At 32.5% G+C, this 23928-nt stretch carries 19 protein-coding genes; 7 read left to right on the top strand and 12 right to left on the bottom strand.

The genetic code is table 11. The features are described 5' to 3' along the window. Positions 1–2: 2 nt before the first annotated feature. Positions 3–1883 (bottom strand): T9SS type B sorting domain-containing protein, encoded by a 1881-nt coding sequence (locus K5R64_RS16510; protein ID WP_220765010.1) that lies wholly within the window; start codon positions 1881–1883, stop codon positions 3–5. 359 nt (positions 1884–2242) lie between these two features. On the opposite strand from K5R64_RS16510, the gene K5R64_RS16515 reads away from it, so the two are divergent. Continuing rightward, positions 2243–2623 carry a hypothetical protein gene (locus K5R64_RS16515; RefSeq protein WP_220765011.1) on the top strand — a complete coding sequence of 127 codons (381 nt, stop codon included), beginning with the start codon at positions 2243–2245 and terminating at the stop codon, positions 2621–2623. A gap of 77 nt (positions 2624–2700) precedes the next feature. Here the strand turns inward: K5R64_RS16515 and K5R64_RS16520 are convergent, their stop codons facing one another. The 3 genes from K5R64_RS16520 to K5R64_RS16530 all read right to left on the bottom strand — a co-directional run bounded on the left by K5R64_RS16520 (position 2701) and on the right by K5R64_RS16530 (position 6688). Further along, complete coding sequence (locus tag K5R64_RS16520; RefSeq protein WP_220765012.1) at positions 2701–4029, bottom strand: TIGR00341 family protein; 1329 nt, start codon at positions 4027–4029, stop codon at positions 2701–2703. After that, the gene (gene nhaA / locus K5R64_RS16525) at positions 4013–5191 is read right to left on the bottom strand and encodes a Na+/H+ antiporter NhaA (protein ID WP_255580409.1); all 1179 of its coding nucleotides are present in this window, start codon (positions 5189–5191) and stop codon (positions 4013–4015) included. Before nhaA ends, K5R64_RS16520 begins: the two co-directional genes overlap by 17 nt. 234 nt (positions 5192–5425) lie before the next feature. Beyond that, positions 5426–6688 carry an MFS transporter gene (locus K5R64_RS16530; RefSeq protein ID WP_220765013.1) on the bottom strand — a complete coding sequence of 421 codons (1263 nt, stop codon included), beginning with the start codon at positions 6686–6688 and terminating at the stop codon, positions 5426–5428. A gap of 176 nt (positions 6689–6864) precedes the next feature. Here K5R64_RS16530 and yaaA point away from each other — a divergent pair, with 176 nt between their 5' ends. After that, on the top strand, positions 6865–7623 hold the full coding sequence (gene yaaA, locus K5R64_RS16535; RefSeq protein ID WP_220765015.1) for a peroxide stress protein YaaA: 759 nt from the start codon (positions 6865–6867) through the stop codon (positions 7621–7623). 47 nt (positions 7624–7670) lie between these two features. Here the strand turns inward: yaaA and K5R64_RS16540 are convergent, their stop codons facing one another. Genes K5R64_RS16540 through K5R64_RS16555 form a run of 4 tightly spaced genes read right to left on the bottom strand, consistent with a single transcriptional unit; the run spans position 7671 to position 12308 of the window. Continuing rightward, the gene (locus K5R64_RS16540) at positions 7671–9251 is read right to left on the bottom strand and encodes an MDR family MFS transporter (protein WP_220765017.1); all 1581 of its coding nucleotides are present in this window, start codon (positions 9249–9251) and stop codon (positions 7671–7673) included. 18 nt (positions 9252–9269) lie between these two features. Next, entirely contained in the window at positions 9270–10349 is a 1080-nt protein-coding gene (locus K5R64_RS16545) for an HlyD family secretion protein (protein ID WP_220765018.1), read from the bottom strand. A 5-nt stretch (positions 10350–10354) separates the two neighbouring features. After that, a complete protein-coding gene (locus K5R64_RS16550) occupies positions 10355–11686 on the bottom strand; it encodes a TolC family protein (protein WP_220765019.1) in 1332 nt (443 codons plus the stop codon). Further along, positions 11676–12308, bottom strand: a complete 633-nt coding sequence (locus K5R64_RS16555) for a TetR/AcrR family transcriptional regulator (protein WP_220765020.1) — start codon at positions 12306–12308, stop codon at positions 11676–11678. The genes K5R64_RS16550 and K5R64_RS16555 overlap by 11 nt, the downstream gene beginning before the upstream one ends. Positions 12309–12576: 268 nt before the next feature. Between K5R64_RS16555 and K5R64_RS16560 the strand changes: the two genes are divergently transcribed. Continuing rightward, positions 12577–12987 carry an FdtA/QdtA family cupin domain-containing protein gene (locus tag K5R64_RS16560; RefSeq protein WP_220765021.1) on the top strand — a complete coding sequence of 137 codons (411 nt, stop codon included), beginning with the start codon at positions 12577–12579 and terminating at the stop codon, positions 12985–12987. Positions 12988–12990: 3 nt separating this feature from the next. Here the strand turns inward: K5R64_RS16560 and K5R64_RS16565 are convergent, their stop codons facing one another. Then, entirely contained in the window at positions 12991–14133 is a 1143-nt protein-coding gene (locus K5R64_RS16565; RefSeq protein WP_220765022.1) for a glycosyltransferase, read from the bottom strand. A gap of 59 nt (positions 14134–14192) precedes the next feature. Here K5R64_RS16565 and K5R64_RS16570 point away from each other — a divergent pair, with 59 nt between their 5' ends. Further along, the gene (locus K5R64_RS16570) at positions 14193–15266 is read left to right on the top strand and encodes a glycosyltransferase (RefSeq protein ID WP_220765023.1); all 1074 of its coding nucleotides are present in this window, start codon (positions 14193–14195) and stop codon (positions 15264–15266) included. Between the two features lie 8 nt (positions 15267–15274). On the opposite strand, the gene K5R64_RS16575 is transcribed toward K5R64_RS16570, so the two are convergent. Then, positions 15275–16201 carry a glycosyltransferase family A protein gene (locus K5R64_RS16575; protein ID WP_220765024.1) on the bottom strand — a complete coding sequence of 309 codons (927 nt, stop codon included), beginning with the start codon at positions 16199–16201 and terminating at the stop codon, positions 15275–15277. A gap of 48 nt (positions 16202–16249) precedes the next feature. Then, positions 16250–17125, bottom strand: a complete 876-nt coding sequence (locus tag K5R64_RS16580) for a glycosyltransferase (protein WP_220765026.1) — start codon at positions 17123–17125, stop codon at positions 16250–16252. A 50-nt stretch (positions 17126–17175) separates the two neighbouring features. Here K5R64_RS16580 and K5R64_RS16585 point away from each other — a divergent pair, with 50 nt between their 5' ends. Continuing rightward, entirely contained in the window at positions 17176–17997 is an 822-nt protein-coding gene (locus K5R64_RS16585) for a 2OG-Fe(II) oxygenase (RefSeq protein ID WP_255580410.1), read from the top strand. Between the two features lie 12 nt (positions 17998–18009). On the opposite strand, the gene K5R64_RS16590 is transcribed toward K5R64_RS16585, so the two are convergent. Then, entirely contained in the window at positions 18010–18693 is a 684-nt protein-coding gene (locus K5R64_RS16590) for a cell division ATP-binding protein FtsE (protein WP_220765027.1), read from the bottom strand. A gap of 246 nt (positions 18694–18939) precedes the next feature. On the opposite strand from K5R64_RS16590, the gene K5R64_RS16595 reads away from it, so the two are divergent. Together K5R64_RS16595 and K5R64_RS16600 are read left to right on the top strand one after the other, a co-directional pair. Further along, complete coding sequence (locus K5R64_RS16595; RefSeq protein WP_220765028.1) at positions 18940–21954, top strand: tetratricopeptide repeat protein; 3015 nt, start codon at positions 18940–18942, stop codon at positions 21952–21954. An 80-nt stretch (positions 21955–22034) separates the two neighbouring features. Beyond that, on the top strand, positions 22035–23810 hold the full coding sequence (locus K5R64_RS16600; protein WP_220765029.1) for a TonB-dependent receptor: 1776 nt from the start codon (positions 22035–22037) through the stop codon (positions 23808–23810). The last annotated feature ends 118 nt before the right edge of the window (positions 23811–23928 follow it).

Raw genomic sequence — 23928 nt, forward strand, 5'->3', positions numbered from 1 at the left:
AGTTACCGTTTCAGACTAAAGTGGCCTTTGGCTGTCCGACCGTCTTCGAGAATTACGGTGTACCAATAATCAGAAGCGGGGAGGTGAGTACTGATGTATGTTCCGTCCCACCCCTGATCTAACGGGCTTAATTGTTGGATAAATTTTCCATAACGGTCATAAATATGGATACGGGTGCTTGAATCAAAACGGCTGTCTATTCCTTCAATGTTCCAATAATCATTATAACCATCTCCATTTGGGGTGAAAAATTGGGGAGCTCCAATGACATAAACAATTTTTGAGTCAAAACCACAATTGTGTATGTCTTTTACAAAAACTTCATAACGACCAGGAGCCACATTATTAAAAAAGTTGGATTCTTGAAAGGGGCCATTACTTCCGTTTAAGCTATAGCGATTTTGTCCTAAATTATTTTGCAATTGTATCATAACCGTATTTGTAGGTTTTAAATCATTGATTTCGATGCTTTCAATTGCAATTTTGGGAGTAACTACAAATGGAATTGTAGTGGTTGCAAAACAAGTAGGAGATGCATTGTGTGCCACTCTCACTGTCACGTTTTGGGTAGCGGTTGTAAAAGGATTGGGTAACGGACTAGGGAGACTATTTCCGTTACCATCTGTATAGGTAACAAACACACCTGATTGTCCTCCTAATAACGTATTTTCAAAAGTTGCCGTATCAAATGAAGCTTTTTCTTCAAAAGTGACCGGATCAATCATAGTAGAACATGCGGTGGTAAGCTGTGTATCAATTGGGTAAACTTGAGGTTCGTTTTTGATAATTTCATAATATACAGAATGAGTGGCTCCATTTAGCAGTATGTCTAATCGGTATTTTTGAACTCCAGGTACCGTGGTGACCGTGAGTTTGTCATTTGTTTCCCCATTAAGTTTGTCATAATTAGCCGTGGTTGTATTGAGTTGGTACCATTGTAGTCCTGTAGTAGAAGTAAATTCAAAAATGGGGAATGAATTACGATTGGTGCTATCATTTGGTGCGTCATTCCATTTTATTCCACGATTTTGATAATCAAATTGAGCATAGTCTTCGTCGTTTGAACCTCCATCATCGTATAATCGATAAGGTGGGATATTACTTGGAGCATCTTGATAGTCATTGGGCTCTCCGGGACTCCAATTGGTATAACTCATAGGAGTTCCGTCAATCCAGTACCATCCTCCTTGAGTAGCGCTGTCGCTAAAATTAGCAGCGGTCGCGTATTGTTTCAGACCAAGCCAATAAGCTATGCCATCATCGGTACTACCACTAGCTAAGCCTAAAGTAGTTAGAGCGCCATATACTGCGGTTTCTTCGTTAGCAGAATTAATAACATACATGGATGCACCAGGAATGGTATTGATAAGATCATTGGCATCTTCCCAAGACATTTTTTGTTGCCTAACATAATAAGTCGAATTGTTAAATTGTGTTATTTTGACCAAATTGAGTCCAAGACCATTAGTGTTTTCCTCCGAAAATTGTTCGTTTGACAAGAAATCTCGGGCTGTGATTGTTACTATTTCGCCACTACAAATATTGGATGTTTTGTCAGCAGTTAGGGTGGGATTTATTTCATACACAATCGTTTGAAGTCTCGTTCCGATGGATGCTGCTGGAGTAGTTTCCAAAAAATATTTTTTTCCACTAACTAAAGGTGTTATTGCAGGAACAATTGTACCACCTGTGATAGCATCGTACCAAGTTATAGTACTACCCGTGGGGAGGTCAATAATGGGTAAGTCAGCTACGGTGTATGTTTTTGCAGCTGAGTTGAGGTAGGTAAAAGTGGGTTGTACTTTTACATTTTGTGCGTTGAATTGCAAAGAAAATAGTAAAAATAAAATAGCGTACAATGTTTTTTTGAAATAGGATTCCATTATGATACATTTTATATTTTACTGTTGTTAAAAAATCAAATATTCCAGTGAAATTAGAATGGAGTAAATTAAATAAATATTAAATAAAGAAATTCCTTTTTATGGTCATTTTAAGTATTTATTCTGTTGTCTCATGCAATAATAATTTTAAAATAACAGAAAAATAACGATAGAATAAAAGTAATAATTAATATTTAATTGACTTTCGAATCAAGCTGTTTTCTGTTTTTTTACTAATAAAAATAGCAGATAAGGTGAAGATTGAAGTTTTTTTTTTCCGTTAAACGATTTTAATTTTTCTGTTAAACATATAATAGTACGTTTGATTAGAATTAATTAGAAACTAAATACCATTTGATATGGAAGATATATTCGACCCAGTTTACAGACAAGGTTTTATGGAAGGCTATTCACTTGGATTGAATCCTTTTTGTCAACTTAATTTTACGGTTCAAAATTGTCAGGCTTTTAATTCTGGTTTTAATTCTGGAAGATCTGATTATGAAAGATTGAACGGTAAAATCGCTAACGGAATTCCTTCTCGAATTGTGACTAAAAAAGTTTTGGATGAATTTCAATTAGCGGGAATGTTAGGAATGAATATAGACTCAGAGGGATATACCCCTTATCAATTGAATATTATTCAGGAATGGTACCAAAGTGGTATCGAAAATTATGATGTTGATGAAAGTCTGTATCTTTTAGCTATTTTGGAAAGCAATGGCATACAAACCATGTAAAATATAGTTTTTCGAAGAAGAAATCCCCTCAAAACAACCAATTGTTTTTTGAGGGGATTTTTTTATGATTGGAAGAATTATTTTTTAGTAACTGCTTCGTTATTTTGGCTATAAATTTGAATTTCTTTTTTTGCTAAACGCTCTTGAAGCCACATTTTTAGTTTTTTCTCACTCGTAGTTTCGAGTTTGCTTTTACTACTGTAAATGAGTACTGGAATCACTTTTAAGCTATCTGTTTCTTCATTAAAACTATGATTGGCAATAGCGATATTGTCAATGCTAGGAAATAGTATTTTGATTTCAGCTAATAATGCTTTGTTGTTGTAGCGATTGTCGGCTATTTGTTTTTTTAAATTTAGGATTGTAACATCTTTTTCACTCAAAACGGATTTGTTGTATTTTATTTCATTTAAGATATCACTTTTTAAATCCGTCGTATCTTGCATGATAAGCAATTGGGTGTTTTCAATTTCGTAAGACTTTAATTTTTGATTTAAGACTTTAATTTCTTTGTCATTAAATTTTTTGGTCAAAAAACCTAATTCTAGTTTTTTAGGGTTTTGATTGAATTTTGTCTTCTTATATAAAATAGCAATGCCTTTGCTTGAAAATTCATTTTCTAAGAAAATATCTACAGCGTGCTGGTATTTTTTTTCTTCAAAAAGTTGGTACGCAAAGTAGATACTTGGCAATAAAAGCACCGTTATCAAAGTGGTAATAATGTATTTGACTTTGGTTTGATCAGTCTCTGTAAGTTGCTTTTTAATGGGGTATTTTAAAAATTTAACAATAAAAAATGTAGCTATACAGATGAATACACAATTGATGGTGTATAGGTATATGGCTCCAAAAAAGAACACATAACTTCCTACGGCTAAACCATAGCCTGCTGTACAAAGTGGTGGCATCAGCGCTGTTGCAATAGCTACTCCAGGAATAGGATTGCCCTTCTCGACACGGGTAATTGCGATTGCCCCTACTAGTCCTCCTGCAAATGCGATAATAATATCGTAGATGTTGGGTGATGTACGAGATAGCAATTCAGGTTGTGTGTCCTTAAATGGACTGATGTAAAAATAAATAGTAGAAACAATTAAACCTACGAGCGTTGCTACCAATAAGTTTTTTAATGATTTTTTTAATAAATTAAAATCATATATCCCTAAACCAAAACCAGCTCCTACAATAGGTCCCATCAATGGGGAAATAAGCATGGCTCCAATAATTACCGCTGTTGAATTGACATTTAAACCTACTGACGCTACAACAATTGCACAAGCCAAAATCCATAAATTGGAACCACTAAAAGAAATATTAGATTTTACGTTTTCTAATACTTTAGTGCGGTTTTCTTCTCCCTGATTTAGGTTAATGAATCTTAGGAAATCACTAATTAACTTCTCCATTATGATTTCCTTTTTTTAGTGTTTTTTTAAGGGTCAAGAAACCAATGATACCCGCAGTTAATGAAGAAAGAAGAATGATGAATTTTGCATTATTGATGATTTCGTGATCATCAAAAGCAAGTAATGTTATAAATATCGACATGGTAAAACCAATTCCTCCTAAGAAACCAACTGAAAGGATTGTTTTCCAATTCAAATCGTCAGGCAGTTTACAAAGACCAAACGAAACGGCTATAAAACTAAATAGGGTTATCCCAATAGGCTTTCCTAAAACAAGACCTAGAGCAATACCAATACTATAATGTTGTTCAAGAGTTTCTCCAATATTTGAACCCAGTACAATTGCAGTGTTGGCTAAAGCAAATAGAGGAAGAATAAAGAAACCAACAGGTTTGTGAAGATAATGTTGTAGTTTGTATGAAATAGACTCTTTTTCTCCATTTTGAAAAGGAATTACAAAAGCCAATAAAACACCAGTTATCGTAGCATGAACACCTGAGTTTAGCATAAAGTACCACATAATAACTCCACCTATTAAATAAGGAAGCATTTTGTAATATTTCATTCTATTCATAATGAATAATACCAACATTACCCCTAAGGCTGAAAGTAAATTAGTCCAATATAAGGTTTTAGTATAAAAAGCAGCAATCACTAAAATAGCGCCTAAGTCATCAATTACGGCAAGTGCTGTCAAGAAAACTTTGAGTGACAATGGAACCCTGTTACCTAGTAATGAAAGCACACCTAAGGCAAATGCAATATCCGTAGCCATAGGAATACCAGCACCTGAGCGGGTAAGGTCATGTGAATTGAGAAGCAAATAAATTCCTGCCGGAACGAGCATTCCTCCTAATGCTGCAAAAATAGGCAGTAGCGCATCTTTAATATTGGATAATTCACCTAAATAAATTTCTCTTTCAAGCTCCAGTCCAATGAGTAAAAAGAAAATAGTCATTAATCCATCATTAATCCAGTATTCTAAAGTTTGACCACCCATAGGTGTAAGCCAAGTATGGTGGTATTGTTCCCCAAATAAAGAATTGGCAAGTATTAATGAAATTAGGGTACAGCCAATTAAAACTAGACCACTCGATTTTTCATTTTCAAAAAATTCTTTAAACAAGTCTGATTGATAGATTTTTTTAATTCTTTTTCTCATAGGAGTTTAATTTCTAGAAAGTATTCTAATAGCGTTAGTATCTTTTTTTTTAATTTTTTCAAAAATACCTAATTTGCCATTAATACCATAACTAAATTCAAGGTTATTGACACGTTTTGATTAGAAATCTATAAAATTTTCTAACGAAAACGTTTTTTCTCTGAATTTAAATTGGTGTTTCTGGTTTTATGATGGTTTTATTTTAAAATTTGATGCAGAATCAGTTGTTGTTTTTTAGTTGTTTTTCTCAATAAAATCCAAATCGGTATGAAAAGTTTCCTTTAATTTCCATAAGGCAAGCAATGCAATTCCAGAGAGCAAACTTCCTACTAGCATTCCTGCATAGAGAATATCTCCATCTAATAAATAATCCCTAAAAAAAGTATATATTAGAATGATTAATGGCAAAAGACCTCTAACAAAATTAGGTACGGTAGTAGTTACAGTCGCTCGTATGTTGGTGCCAAATTGCTCTGCAGCGATGGTAATAAAAAGCACCCAATACCCTACAGAAAAACCCATGGCCAAACAGATAAAGTAAAAAAGTGTCGTTGATATTTCAAAGGAATTTAGGTATAAGAATACCATAGCTAGGTTTAATAAAATAAAGAAGAAAGTTATTTTTTTTCTGCTTTTGAACCATTGGCTTAATATCCCACTTCCGATATCGCCAAAAACTAAACCAGTATAACACCAAGCGATGGCCTGTCCTGCCGAAATGGTTTCAGCACCTTGTACGTGAAGAGCTTTGGCAAACTCAGGCGAAAAGGTAATCAAAACCCCTACTAAAAACCAGATGGGAATGCCTATCAGAATGCATTGAATGTATTTTAAAAAACGGTTTTTATTGGAGAATAAGGAGAGAAAATCCCCTTTTTTTTCATCGCTTTCGGCAACTTTTTTGAAAATCCCCGATTCATTGATTTTAATTCTCATAAAAAGAAGCAATATTCCTAAAATTCCCCCTGCATAATAACACAAACGCCAGTCTTGAAAAATTTGGTACACTAAATAAGCAGCTACTGCACCTGAAACCCCAATAGAGGCTACAATCATGGTTCCGTATCCTCTTTTTTCTTTAGGTAAACTTTCGGTTACTAGTGTAATTCCAGCTCCCAATTCTCCCGCAAGACCTATTCCAGCAACTAACCGCCAAAAAGCATAGGCGGGTACACTATTTACCATTCCATTAGCAATATTGGCAACGGAATAAATTAATATCGAACCAAAAAGGACTGAAATTCGGCCTTTTTTATCTCCTAATATTCCCCATAAAATACCACCAAATAACATTCCTGCCATTTGCATGCTAATGAGAAACTCTCCTTGGTTACGGATGGCATCGCCTACAATTCCTAAATCTTTAAGGCTGTCTGTGCGTACAATTCCAAAAAGCAGCAAATCATAAATGTCAACAAAATAGCCTAAAGCAGCTACAATAACTGCGGCATTAAAAATAGAAACAGGTTTAGTCTCTGTCAAAGCATTGTTATTCATACAAAAGGATTATTTTTTTTTTCAAAAATAAGATAAATCTATGGTATTGCTATTTTTTATTAAGTTATTGTAGATTTCAATACAAGGGAACGTTTTTTCTTAGTATCAATTTGTATTTTTGGGCAGTTAATAATAAAAATTTGGTTTTAATAATTTAGAACCAACAAAATCAAAATATGAAAATTGTTATTTCTCCAGCCAAGTCATTAAATTTTGACAAAGAATTACCCACTACAGCATTTTCTGAATCTTCTTTTTTAAAAGAATCTCGTCAAGTGCATAAAGTTTTAAAAACAAAAAAGCCAAGCGATTTAGCTGATTTGATGAGTATTTCTCAAAAATTAGCCGACTTAAACTGGCAACGTAATCAGGACTGGAAAACACCTTTTACACCTGAAAATGCTCGACCAGCAGTATTTACTTTCGATGGAGATGTCTATACAGGACTGGATGCTCATACAATACCAGTTGCTAAATTGGATGATTTGCAAGACAAATTGCGAATTTTATCGGGCTTGTACGGTTTGTTGAAACCATTGGATTTAATTCAGGCTTACCGTTTAGAAATGGGAACTAAGATAGCTATCGGTGAAAGTAAAAATCTTTATGAATTTTGGAAACCAATTATTACCAAAGCATTGAATAAAGAACTCGTCAAAGGAGAACTTTTTGTGAATTTAGCAAGTAATGAATATTTTTCAGCTGTTGATACCAAATTACTCAAAGTGCCTGTTATCACACCTGAGTTTAAGGATTATAAAGATGGCAAGCTCAAAATGATTAGTTTTTTTGCTAAAAAAGCACGAGGAATGATGGTTCGGTATATTATCGAAACGAATGCAGAAACCATTGAAGATTTAAAAGGTTTTGATTACGAAGGCTACCAGTTTGATGGGAATCTTTCTAAGGGAAATCAGTTGGTTTTTACACGATAAAAATAAAAAACGGTCTAAGTAGTAAATAATCTCTTAGACCGTTTTTTTTAATGCATGGCATCCGCAGGATTGATTTTGCTTTTCCCAGGCTTTATTAATAAAATGATAGGAATACAACATAAAAATAAAATTCCTAGATAGAGAAATACATCCATATAGGATAGAACAGTGCTTTGTTTCATTACGGAAAAATCTAATGCTTGATAGGCTTTTTTTAGTGCTTCATTAGCACTGTATCCTTTTGCCATAAACCCATTTTGCAATTGATGTAAACGTTGTTGGATTTCCAGTTTACTACCGTCTAAATGTGAAACCAAATTGACGCGGTGTTCTTGGCTAAAACGCGTAATAAAAGTGGTAATGATGGCAATTCCAAAAGAACCACCTAATTGTCTCATCATTCCTGTAAAAGCAGCTCCTTCGCCAATTCCTTTTCCGGATAAGGTAGAAAGGGAAAGTGTGGTGATAGGAACAAATAGTAACCCCAAGCCTACACCTCTTAATATCAATGGCCAAAACAAATGTTCGGCACCAGTATCAGGTGTCATCTTGTTGTACATTAGCAAGGTAAAGAAAAAGAAAATTAAAAAACCTACTGCTACCATATAGCCTTGAGGGATACCTTTTTGGATGAGTTTACCAATAATAGGCATCATAAAAGCGGTAGTTATAGAGCCGGGTATGAGTAACATTCCAGCCTCAGTCGCTGTCCACCCTAAAACAGATTGAGTGTAAATAGGAATAATTAAAGTAGAGCCATACAATCCAAAACCTAATATGAAACACATAATGGTTCCTATGCGTAAGTTTCCATCTTTCAAAACACTAAGATTTACAATAGGGTACGGGTAGGTTAATTGGCGCCAAATAAACAATAGCAATCCAAATACAGAGACGACACTTAATGTTATAATCCATCCATTATTAAACCAATCGTCTTGTTGTCCATGTTCTAATACAAATTGTAAAGAGCCAATGAACGATGCTAAGAGAATAATCCCAATCCAATCTACTTGATTTGATTTTAATTTTTCACCGTATTTTGGACTTCGAACAAAACTTAAGGTCAATATGGTCGCTATAATTCCTAATGGTATATTGATATAAAAGATATAAGGCCATGAAAAATGATCTACTAAATAACCACCTAAAGGAGGGCCTAAAGTAGGTCCTACGATAACGCCCATACCATAAATTGCTTGTGCCATACCTCTTTTAGCTACAGGATAACTTTCGGTAATAATGGTTTGAGCTGTAACTAAAAGTGCTCCACCACCAAGTCCTTGGATAAATCTAAATACAACGAGTTCCCAAATATTAGTAGCATTTCCGCATAAAAAAGAGGCGATAGTGAAAATTACAATTGAGACGGCAAAATAATTGAGACGGCCAAATTGTTGGGATAACCAACTGGTCATCGGGATGATGATAACATTCGCAATAGCGTATGCGGTAATGACCCAAGCCACATCGTTTAATGTAGCGCCTAAACTTCCACGCATATTGGTAAGTGCTACGTTTACAATGGTTGTATCTACAATTTCTAATAAGGCACAAAGAACGGCAGTTATCGTGATGATTACTCGTCTAAATCCATATTCTACTAAATCGTCTTGACCTTGTTTCATTTTTTTGAGGATAAGGTTTTATTTTATATGTACGTCAACTTCTACATTCATTCCAGGACGTAATAGTTTTACTTTTTCGGCATCATTGCTTTTGTCGATACTAATTTTTACTGGTAATCTTTGAATTGTTTTTACAAAATTACCTGTTGCATTATCCGGAGGCAAAATGGAGAAACGAGAACCTGTAGCAGGTGAAAATGAAGTTACGGTTCCATTAAAATCATAATCAGGATAGGCATCCACTTTAAGGGTTACTTTTTGTCCTGTAAGCATTTTGTTTAATTGAGTTTCTTTAAAATTTGCAATAACCCAAGCTTCATTATTATTGATAATATAAAAGAGCGATTGTCCAGGTTGTACTAATTGTCCGGGTTGAAGATCAATTTTTGAAACTTGCCCATCAATAGCAGCTGTAATGACAGTATAAGACTTATTCAATCGAGCCGATTCTAATTGAGCTTTAGCACGTTTGATATTGGCAGCAGCCACATCTGTTTGTTTATCTGACACTTTAGATTTGGCTTGTGTAGCGGTTTTTTGATAAGCACTCGCTTTTTGTTGTTGTTCTAAAATGCTAACTTGGTTTTCGGCTTCTTGTTTTGCTGCTAAAGCTTGCTCATATTGTTGTTTTGTAATGGAATGATTTTGGTACAAATTATTATAACGATTAAAATCATTTGTTGCTAAGCCTAACTTTATTTTAGCATTTTGGATGTTTCCAAAAGCCGATTTAACGTTAGCGTCTGAAACGGATATACTAGCCAATACACTCCCTATATCTGCTTTTGAAACTTCAAAATTTCCTTCGGCACTGGCTAAGTTAGCAATTGCCTCTTCTATTTTTAGCTGGTACTCCTTAGGGTCAATGGTAAATAGGGTATCTCCTTTTTTCACAAAATCATTATCCTTGATGTACACTTTGCTAATGTAGCCTGAAACTCTAGGAATGATGGGAGTCATGTTTTTTTCAATTTGTGCATCATCTGTTTCTTCGTGTGAAAGAGCGTGCAGGTATTTAATTGTACCATAGGTAATACCTAGAACTACAAGTGCTCCGATGATTATAGTGAATTTTTTATTAGTTGATTTCTTTTCCATTTTGATTATATTTTTGAAAGATTGAAAGTTTGGTTTAGTTGCCCGGAAACAGATAATAATGCATAGTATTTTTGAATACTATTGGCTCTAGAAAGCGCTTGGTTAATTTTGGAAGCCAATTGTTCGACATCTGCTTCTAGCAAATCATTGGTGTCCGCTAGGCCATTATCGTATTTGTCTTTAATGATTCTATAATTTTCTGTAGCTTGGTTAACGGCTTCTTTGTAAACGTGTTCTTGTTTTTGAGAAAGTTCATATTCTTCTGAAGCACGTTTTACTTGGATTTTGATATAATCCGTTAAGAGGTTTTCATTTTCTTTTAATTCGTTTGCTTTGCTTTTCGCTAGTTTTACCGCAGTACCATTTTTTAAAATACCACTTAAATCATAGGAAAGACCTACCCCTATATTCATAGCATTTTGCACGGTGACCACATTTTTTAAATCCAAAATAGTATAACCACCTACAAGGGATAAGGAAGGATAATAATTACTTTGTGCAACTTTTATTTGGTCTAAACTAGCTTTTTCAGCTAATTGTAGGGCTTCTAAATCTTTTCTGTTCTTTAAGGCTATTTGATCACCTAAGGGAATACCTTTCATTTCAAAATTTGCAAAATCTTGTTCTTTTACCTCCAAAATGGTTTGGGGGTCTAATTTTAGAAATTGTGTTAATTCATAATTAACGGTGTTTAAATCACTAGTGGCACTATCGAGTGATAATTGTAGTTTGGAAACTTGTAATTGTGATTTAAGTAAATCATTACGAGGGATTAGTCCGTTTTTTTCAAGTTGAATAAAGTCTGCTACGCGTTGTTGAGCACTTTTAATGTTTTCTGTGATGAGGTCCACTGTTTTTTGTGCTTTGTACAAACGAGCATAAAATGTGATGACTTTCATGGCTATTACCTCTTTTGATTGCAAAGCACTTGCTTGTTCTGCTTTAAAAAGATGTTCAGAAGCTTTAATGTTATTTTTTAACTTAAAGCCATTAAAAATAGGCATTGAAGTGTTAATTTGGCCTAACAACAATTGATTAACTGCTGGTGTAGGCTCTGAGTTTGATGCAGTGCTGTTCGTAGTTTTCAAATCAATTTTGGCATTCGTTAGTCGTTGGTATTGCCCTGATGCCTTTAGATCTGGATAGGCGTGGTTTTTCATAGATTGCAATTCCAAGGCCTTCGTGGTCACTTTGGTGTCGGCTAGTGACGCCTCGTTACTTTTATTCCATGCAATATGAATAGCTTCTTCGAGTTTTAAACTCGTTTTTGTTTGAGCTTCGAGTGATGAAACCCAAATCATAATAATTCCTAATAAGGTGAATGAATTAATTTTCATGGATAAGTAATGCTTTTATTATTTGTTGAATGTGTTGCGTAAGTTGGGTTTTAATGAAAGTGTCAAAAGCTTCTTCAGAAGGTAAATCCAATAAATTTTGGAAATAAGGTTTGTTCATGTGAAAATGAAAAAAGGTTCCTAAAATCGTGGGAGAAATTAACGGAATAATGATGTCTTTACGGAAAACACCTTTTTCTTGTCCCTCTTTGATTATGGCCGTGAGTACTTTTAAGTTTTTATTTCTAAGTTCATCCAGAACCTGCATTTTGAGGTTGCTCTTTTCTTTTGCAATTTCAAAATGGATAATTCGATAAATTCCTTTGTTGTAGTTTATTTTATTGATATATAAGGCAACTAATTTTTCAATTTTTTCAATTGGATTTACATTCTCTAGGAAAAGGTTGGCTATTTCAAATTGTAATTCTTTGGTTCGGTAAAATACCAAAGCTTCTAAGAGTTTTTCTTTTGAACCAAAATAGTACGAAACCATTGCGATATTGATTTTAGCTTCCTTAGCAATAGTCCGAATAGAAGTGCCTTCAAAACCATTTTCGGCAAAAAGGGATTCTGCAACTAATAAAATTTCAATTTGTTTGTCGTTGAATTCGGTGTCAAAACGCATACTGTTCGTTTTTAATAAAAAACAAAATTAAACAACTGTTTAAATTAAACAGTTGTTTAATTTTTGTTTAACAGAAGATTAACAGTACGGTCATGTACCGGAAAAAAAATAGTGGGATTTAATAGGTACTTAGAGTATTTGCAAAGGGTTAAGATTTGTGTTAAAGAAATTTTAGTAGTATAATTGTAATAGCTATTATTATTTTAAGCTTTATTTGTACATCTTTTGAAAAAAATAAAACTTAAAAAATAAAATTGATTTTGAGTTTATGGATATAGAACTAATTAGTATTCCAAAGATTGAAGACCCTCGAGGGAACTTATCAGTGATTGAAAAGGATAATATTCCATTCTCGATTCAACGTGTTTATTACCTATATGATGTGCCTTCAGGAGCTGAAAGAGGAGGGCATGCGCATAAAAATTTAAAAGAATTTTTGATTGCATTAAGTGGTAGTTTTGATGTAATTGTAAATGATGCTACTAGTGAAGAGACGATTACTTTAAACAAGCCCAATGTGGGGTTGTTAATAAACCAAGGTATATGGAGAGAATTGAAAAACTTTTCTGCTGGTTCCGTTTGCTTGGTTGTAGCTTCAGAAACATTCGAAGAAGAAGATTATATTAGGGATTTTGATGATTTTCTTTCCTATATAAAGTTGGGTAATTTAGGAGAATGAAAATTATTTGCTAGCTTTCCAGGTAGATAAATATTGCTTGGCTATTTTTATGTAATGGTGTTCTTTTTCTATGAATTTTCGAGCGTTCTTACTTATCCTAAAAATTTCATTAGGATTTTCTATTAAAAAGGAGATTTTATCAACTAGAACTTTTACATCTGGTATAGCATTGATACACACTTCATCTTCTTTTAAGTTATAATGAGATAAAAACTCGGTTTCAGCACCTGTAAAAACGACTTTTCCTTTGGCCATCGCTTCAAGTGCATTATACCCTTGATCGTGGGCATACACTTGATCTAATAAAATATGGGCTTTATTATATTTTGAAATATACTCCCTATACGGAATGTCTCTGGTGGTAATTATTTCTACTTTATCAGCATATTTTTGTTGGATTATCGTTAATGCTTTTTCAAAATAATCATTTCCTTTTTTGTAATAGTTTCCTTGATTGATGCCGTGAAAAATTACAATGGGATGCAATTCAAATTGATTTATAACTTGAATTTTGTCAGTGTTTATTGGATTAGGAATTAACCCCAAATATTTTGGATGGTGTTCCATTGGGATGTGATAATCAAAATCTGAGGCGATTACGCCATTACAGTTGAAGAAAATTAATTCATGAAGTTTTTTAAATTCAGTGGTCCTAAATTTTAGAACATTTAGAAAATCTTTGTCAGCAATTTTGCCCTCAAGGTAAGGTTGAACTACTGATTTCATTGTGGGATGTTCAAAGGAATGTTTTACAGTCCAATAGTCGGTTCCACAGCATAGTAGAAATTTTTTTTGATTATATTTAAAAAGATAATCTAATATTTTTTTTTCGTAATAATAATTACAATAAAAGCTGTTTTCATTGATTAATTGTACGACGTCAAAATCTATAAATTGATTTTTGTTTTTTTTAAATTGTTGATAGGTTGCGTATGATGTCAAATCAAACCCTGTCAATTTATAAATTGCTAGTTTTATTTTTTTTTTGATACCCTTGTCCCATTTCCTATGTATTGGATAATCAGTAGAATAGTCTTTGAAACCATCTTTAAAACCTAATATAACAACATAATGTCCTAGTTTTTCTAATCCTTCTTTCAAGGAGTTATGCAAACGACTATATTCACTTAAAAGTAGTATCCTCATGGTTAATTGTTATATTTGATAAATATATTTATATTCTAATTGAAATAAAAAAAAATAAAATGAAAATTCTAATTGTTCTTCAGTCACTGGCAAATGGTGGAGCAGAGAGGAGTGGAGGCTTGTTATCTGTTTTACTTTCAAATTTGGGGTTTGACGTACATATTGTAACGGTTTTAGATGGAGTAGAATTTGAATATAAAGGAGAGTTGTTGAATTTAGGAATTCTGAAAAAAAAGAACGATACTTTATTTGGAAGATTACAAAGGTTGCTAGTATTGAGGTCTTATTTAAAAGAAAATAATTTTGATTGGATAATTGATAATAGACCAAGAAATTCATCATTTACAGAGTTTATTATTTCTAGATACATTTACAATCCTAAAAAGGTAATTTATGTTGTTCGTAGCTTTAATATTAGTAATTATTTTCCTCAAATTAGTTTTATTGCCAAAATAATATACAGAGAAGCTCCGAGTATAATTGGAGTTTCAAATGAAATAAAAGAGGCTATTATTGAAAAATATGGGTATCAAAATGTAAGATCAATATATAATCCATTTGATAAAGAATTAATTCTAAGTCATTCAAATGAATATAAAGTAAAAGGGAACTTCATTCTAGCTTATGGAAGAATTGATGATGAAGTAAAAAACTATTCTTTATTGATCGATGCTTATTCAAAATCAATATTGTCTTCATATAAAATTGATTTATTAATTTTAGGTGATGGTAAAGATTTAGAAAAATTGATTCAAAAGGTTAAAACGTTAAATCTATCCGATAGAATAAAATTTGTTAATAAATTATCTAATCCGTTTCCCTATGTAAAAAAAGCAATTTTTACGGTCTTAACAAGTAAATATGAAGGATTTCCAAGAGTAATAGTAGAATCGTTAGCCATTGGAACGCCTGTGATTTCGGTGGATTGTAAATCTGGACCTAAAGAAATTATTTCAAATAAAATCAACGGTTTATTAGTAGAGAATAACAGTGAAGACGAATTAGCAAAAGCGATGAATCTTTTTATTGAAGATAAAGACTTGTATCAAAAATGTAAAAAGAATGCTTCGTTGAGTGTTAATCATTTGACTTTAGAATCAATAACTGAAAAATGGAAAGAAATATTAAAATAATTTAATTTTTATTTGAAAATAGAATTACTAAGTCCTAATTTGACTTGATACTTGTTTATTGAAATTAATAATTTAAGTATCGTCTTTGGCAGATGAAGTAAAATTATTCTTTTAGGAGATAAATTTTTGAAATCAATTTTCTTGTAATATGCTTTGTAATTTGTTAAATCACTATTTAACTTACATTTGATTGACATTGTAAAGCGATTTAAATCCAAAAATTTTTTTAATGGCTTATTGGTTTTTTCTTCTTCTTTATATTTGCAAAAAGTACTTTCTTCCATAATATAATTCCAGTTTCTGGACGTACTACTAGGATTACAAATATATTTTGCAAGAATTTTCCAATTGAATACAATGGGGTACACAAGTCCTAATCGAATCCATAAATCAGTGTCCTCAGAAATTTTTATATTAGGGTCAAATACACCTACATTTTCAAAAACATTTTTATGAAAAACTGCACATGAAGTCCAAATTATCGATTTGTTGAGACTAGCATTAAAGTAGTTAACAACTTCATGGTCTCTAGTTTTTTTTAATGAGTATTTGGCTGGAAATGTTTTGTTAAACACTTCAATTTCAATAGCGGCTGAAAAAATGTTTTGTTCAGGGAATAATTCAATAGTGCGATGCATTTCTAGCAAAAAATTAGGATACCAGTAATCATCCCCATCAATAAAAGCAATATAATTGGATTTTGCTTTTTTGATACCCAAATTTCTGGCATGGGAAACGCCTCTATTTTCAGTGTAAAAATAACTAATTCGAGAGTCCTTAAACTCAATTACTTTTTCTTCACTTGAATCAGTGGAGCCGTCATTGATAATAATAACTTCAAAGTTTGTAAAGCTTTGATTAAGTACACTAGATAATGTGTTGGTTATAAAGTTTTCTTTATTGTATAAAGTTATTATTACTGAAAAAAAAGTCATAAATAAAATAATAGGTTTTCAGCTTGTTATTAATCGAAGGCTATTTTGTTATTTTAAATTACAAATATATCCTAATCGATACAAATCAAAGGCGAAGAGATTGGTTTTTTTCTTAAAAATGAGTACTTTAAGTAGCGGTTCGGAGCACTTAAAGAGTATCGATACGATTTTTGTGAGTTTGTTTTTTCTTATTAAATTATAATTTTTTAATAAGGAGTTTACTTTTTCAACATCTTTTTTGTCTGCTAAAAAATATTTTCTAGAAGCTACGCTTTCAAGTGATTTAGTAAAGAAAATAGCATTGTCTTCAAGGCCATTATGGTAAATACTATTGTCAATATGTTGGATTTTATATCGCTTGATGTATAAGTTATAACTAAAGAAATTATCTAAACCATATAGATTTTGTTGTTCGCTAAAATTACAACTTAAAAAAATACTTTTTTCAATTAACATATTTCCCGAAAAAACGTAACTATGAGGGGTTAAATTCCTGATGGAAGCTACTTTTTCTTCTCTTTTTTTTCCATAATTGTATCTGAAAAAATTAGTTTCTGTGAGGTACTCTTCGGTGTATTTATAACCGCCAAATAAAGTGATGTTTGGGCGGTACTCTTTTAAATACTCTTTGATGAATGTTTGTTTTTCTGGAAAAACATCAGCATCCAAAAAAAGTAATAGGTTGTAACGTGCCTTGTTTGCTAGAATTAAACGATTCTGTGTTCTACCTTTTTTTCTCTCGTTGCGTTCAATTGAACAATTTTTGAGATTGTTTACCTTATGGATTTCATCATCAAAAAGGTCCGAGCAATCATCTTGGCATAAGATTTCATATTCTATTCCCAAAGACATGCATTGCGAATTTAATTCGGAAATCAACGGGAGTACTTGATAATTAAATCGGGGTATTAGAATTGAGAGCATTCAAAAAAAATTAAATCTTATATTTGCTTTGGATAACAAAATCCAAAAGTATGGAATTTATGGATAGAAATAGTCTCGCCTCAAGGATTTATGATAAAATTCAAGAACATAAAACGGTTCTGTCTAAACAGTTTGAGGAAACTAAAAATGGAATAGGATACTTCTTTATTGATGAATTATTGCCAGAGGATATTGTGTTGAAAATGTATGCTGTTTTCCCAAAACCAGAACAAATGGTCTTGAAAAAAAGTTTACGTGAAGATAAATATATCGCCGCTCAGATGAATTTATATGATCCCATTTTAGAGGATATTATCTATGCTTTTCAACAAGATAAAATTGTGAGACTAATAGGAGAAATCTGTGGTATTGAGGAAACTATTCCTGATGAGTATTTGTATAATGGAGGTATTTCTATGATGGGATATAAACAGTTTTTGAATCCTCATTTGGATAATTCTCATGACAAAGACAGAAATAGATGGAGAGTCCTGAATTTGTTGTATTACATAACACCTGATTGGAATATTGAATATGGTGGGAATTTAGAATTGTGGCCTGATGGTTTGAAAAAGGAACCAATTACAATTCATAGCAAATACAACAGATTAGTTGTGATGGCTACACATAACAACTCCTTGCATTCTGTTTCTCCTGTGACTTATGATGGTTTTAGGTGTTGTGTGTCCAATTATTATTTCTCCAAAAATCCTTTAAAAAACACAGATACCTTTCATGTGACTTCATTTCGTGGAAGACCTGAGCAAAATCTAACTGATGTTGTTTTAAAAGTAGATACAGCTTTAAGAATGTTGTTGAGAAAAATCTTTAAAAATGGGGTCAAAGAAAACCCTCATGTTTATAAAAAATAAGGAACAATAGAGCTAAACAGTCCTCTGAACAACTTCAAAAATTTTGGCATCCTCACATTTTAAGGTTTTTGCAGGATACTTCATTAATAAAGCATAATCATGAGTAGCCATGATAATTGTTTTTCCGTTGTCATTAATTTTTCTTAACACTTCGAGAACTTCTGTACTGGTTTGAGGGTCTAGATTTCCTGTTGGTTCATCTGCAAGGATTAATTCCGGGTCGTTAAGCAAAGCTCTGGCGATGGCAACACGCTGCTGCTCTCCTCCTGAAATTTGGTGTGGCATCTTGTTTAGATATTGTTTCATTCCCACTTTATCCAAAACTTCGTCAATTTTACGGTCCATTTCCTCTTTTATTGTCCAACCCGTCGCTTTTAGAACGAAAATCATATTTTCTTTGATACTACGGTCAGGGAGTAATTTGAAATCCTGAAAAACGATTCCTATTTTTCTTCTCAAAAAAGGGATATCGTTGTCTTTTAAACCTACTAAGTCAAAATCGACAATATGTCCTTCTCCTTCAGTTAAAGGTAAGTCAGCATATAATGTTTTCATTAAGCTACTTTTACCAGTTCCTGTTTTTCCAATGATATATAAAAAATCACCACGATTAACTTCTAGATTTACATTTGATAAAATAGTTTTATCCTCTTGGTAAATTGTTGCGTTTCTTAAATAAAGTATAGGTTGAGACATAATTAAGGTTCATTTATTGGGTAAAAGTAATAAGATAACGCTTCTATTCAAAATAAATTTTAGGAAATAGGAAAGAATCATAAATTTAAAAAAAAGAGGCATCATTGTTGTTGTGCTTCACGAAGTTTTATTTGATGCTTCAATTTCCAGTATGGATTGTTAAAAGAATGTTTATAATAAAATGGTTTTAGAATTCGTTATAGACGATAGAATATGATACTTTTGAATAGATAAAAAAATATACAAATGCGTAAAATTCCTTATAGCCTCATTTTGTTGGTGTTAACTAGTGCAGTTTCTCTTTTTGCACAACAATCAACTATCCATACTCATGATTTAAAAGATTTTAACAAGGCCGTATCGTTGTATAGAGACGGGCAATATGCTTCGGCTCAAACCCTATTTGAAAAAGTGTATTTAGAAAGCAATGATTCAGAAGTAAAATCAGATTGTGCGTACTATGACGCAAGTTGTGCTATTCGTTTGGATCGTGGCAATGCGGGTGATTTAATAGAACGTTTTTTGGTAGATTATCCCACAAGTGCTAAAAGCAATCAGGCCTATCTTGAAGTTGGTTTTTACTATTTTGACCAAAAAAATTATGCAGGCGCTTTGAGAAATTTCGAAAAAGTTAATGAATATCAATTAAAAAGTGAAAACAGAGATAAATTCAACTTTCAAAAAGGGTATTGTTTATTCAATTCCAAAAACAAGAAGGAAGCCACGACTTATTTTAATAAGGTGCTTAAATCTCCTGTTTATGCTTCACAAGCTAAGTATTATTTAGGTTTTATGGCTTATGAAGGCAATGATTATTCGCAGGCCAATAAATATTTTGATGAAGTTTCAGGTGATGAAAAATACAAAGAAAAGCTTTCATACTATCAAGCTGATATGAACTTCAAACAAGGTAATTTTCAAAAAGCGATTGAATTAGGAGAAAAAGCCATGGCAAAATCTTCAGCTTTAGAGAAATCAGAGTTAAATAAAATTATCGGTGAAAGTTATTTTAATTTAAAAAAATACGACAAAGCAATACCATACTTAACCGCTTACAAAGGAAAAAGAGGTCGATGGAATAATACCGATTACTACCAATTAGGATATGCTTATTACAAGCAAAATGACTATGAAAAAGCCATCACCCAGTTTAATAAAATCATTGGAGGTAAAGATGCTGTTGCTCAAAATGCCTATTATCATCTAGGGGAGAGTTATTTAAATCAAAATAAAAAACAAGAAGCTCTCAATGCTTTTAAGAATGCTTCTGAAATGAGTTTTGATGCAGCCATTCAAGAAGATGCTAGTCTGAATTATGCTAAATTGAGCTATGAAATAGGAAATTCATATCAAAGTGTTCCTGAGGTTTTGTTAAGTTTTCTTACTAAGTATCCTAATAATGCCAATAAGGCTACAATCGAAAAATTGTTGATTGATTCTTATATTTCGTCAAAAAATTACAATGAAGCTTTAGCTTTATTGGAAAAAAGCAAAAGAATTGAGAATAAGTTAGCTTACCAAAAAGTTACATTCTACAGAGGATTAGAACTTTTTACCAATAGAAGTTATAACGAAGCAGAAAAAATGTTTAAAAAATCACTTGAAAATCAAGTGGATGCTGAGTTTACAGCCCGTGCTACTTTTTGGAAAGGAGAAACCGAAAATAAAGTGGAGGATTATAAAAATTCATTGTTGAGTTTTAAACAATTTTTGAGTTTGCCTCGTGCCAATACAACTCCTGAATTTAAAAATATTAATTACAACATTGCTTATGCCTATTTCAAATTAAAAGAATATGATTTAGCAGGTGATTATTTTCAAAACCAAATCAACAAAGTGAAAGGTGATGAAGACCGATTGAATGATTCCTATTTACGACTAGGAGATTGTCGTTTTGTGAATTCTAAATACTATCCAGCGATGGAATCCTACAATAAAGTTATAGAATTTAACGGATTTGATGCTGACTATGCTTATTTTCAAAAGGCACTTTGTTACGGGTTTTTGGGTAAAAGTGATAAAAAAATTGAGGAGCTGAATTCTTTTATTAAAATGTATTCTAAATCAAGTTATAGAGATGATGCGTTATTTGAATTAGCCAATACCTATGTGGCTACGAACAAACAAGATGCTGCTTTAAAAACCTATGATAAATTGATTGATGAATATAAAAAAGGTTCTTTTACTGCTAAAGCAGTGTTGCGTCAAGGATTGGTTTATTACAATTCAGACAGAAATGATTTGGCTTTGAATAAATTTAAAAAAGTAGCATCCGAATTTCCTAAAAGTCCTGAGGCTTTAGAAGCCGTAGCCACCGCCCGACTCATTTATGTTGATAATGGTCGTGTTGATGAATACGCTAGCTGGGTCAAAACATTAGATTTTGTTGCGGTTAATGATGTTGATTTGGACAATGATAGTTATGAATCAGCTTACAAACAATTTAGTCAAAAAAATTACAGCCAGGCAATTTCAGGATTCAATGCATATATAGCCAGTTTTCCACGTGGATTGCATAGTTTGAAAGCTCATTTCTATTTGGCTCAAACTTATTTTTCTGAAGGTATGGAAGCCAAATCGATTCCTAATTATGAATTTGTAGTAAATCAATCGCGCAATGAATTTACGGAGCAATCATTAACACGTTTAGGTCAGATTTACTTAAAAAGCAATGATAAAACCAAAGCCATTTCGGTTTTACAACGTTTAGAAAACGAAGCCGAATTGTCACAAAACAAAGTATTTGCACAATCCAATTTGATGAAATGCTATTACGACAATAAAGACTATTCAAATTCGGTTGTGTATGCCGAAAAAGTTTTAAACAGTGCTAAAATCGATGATAATGTCAAAAGTGACGCGCAAATAATCATTGCTCGTTCCGCAATGCAAACTGGTGACGAGACTAAAGCTAAAACGGGATATGCTAAATTATTAACTATTGCAAAAGGGGAATTAGCAGCCGAGGCTTTGTATTACGATGCGTATTTTAAAAATAAAGAAGGGAAGTATGAAGCGTCTAATACCACTGTACAGAAATTAGCTAAAAGTTATTCAAGCTATAGGTATTATGGTGCCAAAGGTCTTGTGGTTATGGCGAAAAACTTTTATGGTTTAAAAGATAGTTTTCAAGCCACTTATATTTTAGATAATGTAATTCAAAATTTTACAGATTACCCTGATGTTGTGGCTGAGGCTAAAACAGAATTAGCGGCAATTAAAGCTCAAGAGTCTAAAACCAATTCGTCAATAACAAACTAATTAAAAGGTTACGAATAATCAAATAGAAAACAGAATGAGTAAGCGAAATAGTTGGCTTACATACCCTAAAAAGATAGTATATGAAATTTAATTTTCTGCATAAAACGTTAATAGTAATTGGATGTTTTGGCGTTCAATTGACCTTCGCTCAAAAGAAAGAAACAAATATAGGTTCAGAAGAAGTTACAGTGGTTAAATCGTATAGCCCTACGATTGCTGATGCAGTCAAAATAGGGGAAACACCTTCACTTGACGATGATAGTAATACAAAAAAAGAAACCATAAAATATGCTATTTTTTCGTTTCCAGTAGCGTCCACATTTGCGCCTTTAAAAGGGAAGGCAGAAGATGTAGAAAAGTCGCAAAGAGAGCCCCTTTATGATAATTACGCCACCTTAGGGTTTGGAAATTTTAGTACGCTGAATGCTGAGCTTTTTGTCAATCAAGAACTCAATAATAATGATTATGTAGGGGGGATGTTTCGCCATTTTTCATCGAGAGGAGGAATCAAGAATGCTGAATTAGATACCGATTATTTTGATACCAATATTGATTTGACGTATGGAGCTAATTATAATGATATGTCTTTTAATTTGGATTTAGGGTATAAAAATCAAATTTATAATTGGTATGGTTTGCCAGCAGGTTTTGGTAGTTTGCAAACCCCTCAACAAAGAACGGATTTAATCAAAAGCATCAACCCACAACATTCTTTTAATACCTATAGCATCGGAGGAACGATTGGTTTAGGAGAGCAAATTTTGAGTGGAGCGCATTTGAAATTTTTACATTTTGCGGATACTTTTGGTTCTACTGAAAACCGTTTTTATGTAAAACCTACTTTTCAGTTTGAAGTAGGTGAACAAGCAGTTAAAACAGATTTGTTGGTAGATTATGTTGGAGGAAGTTTTGAAAATAATTATACTCAAACCAATACAGAGGAAATTAAATATGGTTACACTAATATAGGGCTTTCTCCAAGTTTTGTTATGTTAAAAGACGATTGGACGTTGAATCTAGGGGCGAGTATCTTTTATAGTATGGATTTGGAAAACAATAAGAACGCAGTATTTGTATATCCACAGGTTAATGCTTCCTATAAAGTTGTAGGTGATTTAATGTTGTTTTATACAGGGGTTAAAGGGGGATTGGAGCAAAATTCGTATCAACAGTTTGCAGATGGTAATCCGTTTATATCACCCACAATGGAAGACAAATCCTCTTCTACTTTTATTAGACCTACTGATAAACAATATGATATTTATGCAGGTTTGAAAGGAAAATTAGCCAATAATGTGAGTTATAATTTAAAAGCTTCTTATTTGAATGAAAAGAACAAAGCATTGTATAAAAGCAATGATTATAATGAAAATGCATCCAATGCACCTTATGCTTTTGGAAATTCCTTTCAGGTAGTTTATGATGACATGAAAACCTTGAGTTTCTCAGGGAATTTAAAAGCTAGTTTTTCTGAAAACGTAACTTTTGGAATTGGTGCGACTGTAAATGAATATAAAAATAATTTTCAAGAGAAAGCCTGGAATTTGCCTAAAGTTGAATTGGATTCAAATTTAGATGTAGTAATTACTCCAAAATGGTTTGCTGGCACACAAGTGTTTTACGTAGGTGAGCGAATGGATATACAACAAAATACGTCAATTGTTTTGCCGTCTTCAGCAGTTGAATTACCTAGTTATTTTGATGTGAATGCCCATTTAGGTTACAAACATAATGATCGATTGACAGGTTTTTTGAAAGCAAATAACCTTACCAATAAAGGATATCAAAAATGGATGAATTATCCAGTTCAAGGATTGCAAATTATATTAGGAGCCAATTATAAATTTGATTTTTAAATCTAATTTTTAACGGCAAAGTGCTTTTTAATCGACAAGAGCGCTGAGATTTAACAAAGAATAGTAAAGAATTAATGAACTCTGCTACCTCTGTAAATCTTAGCGCTCTCGACGGTTT

The sequence above is a fragment of the Flavobacterium sp. UMI-01 genome (genome assembly GCF_019656315.1).
Classification (GTDB): Bacteria; Bacteroidota; Bacteroidia; order Flavobacteriales; family Flavobacteriaceae; genus Flavobacterium.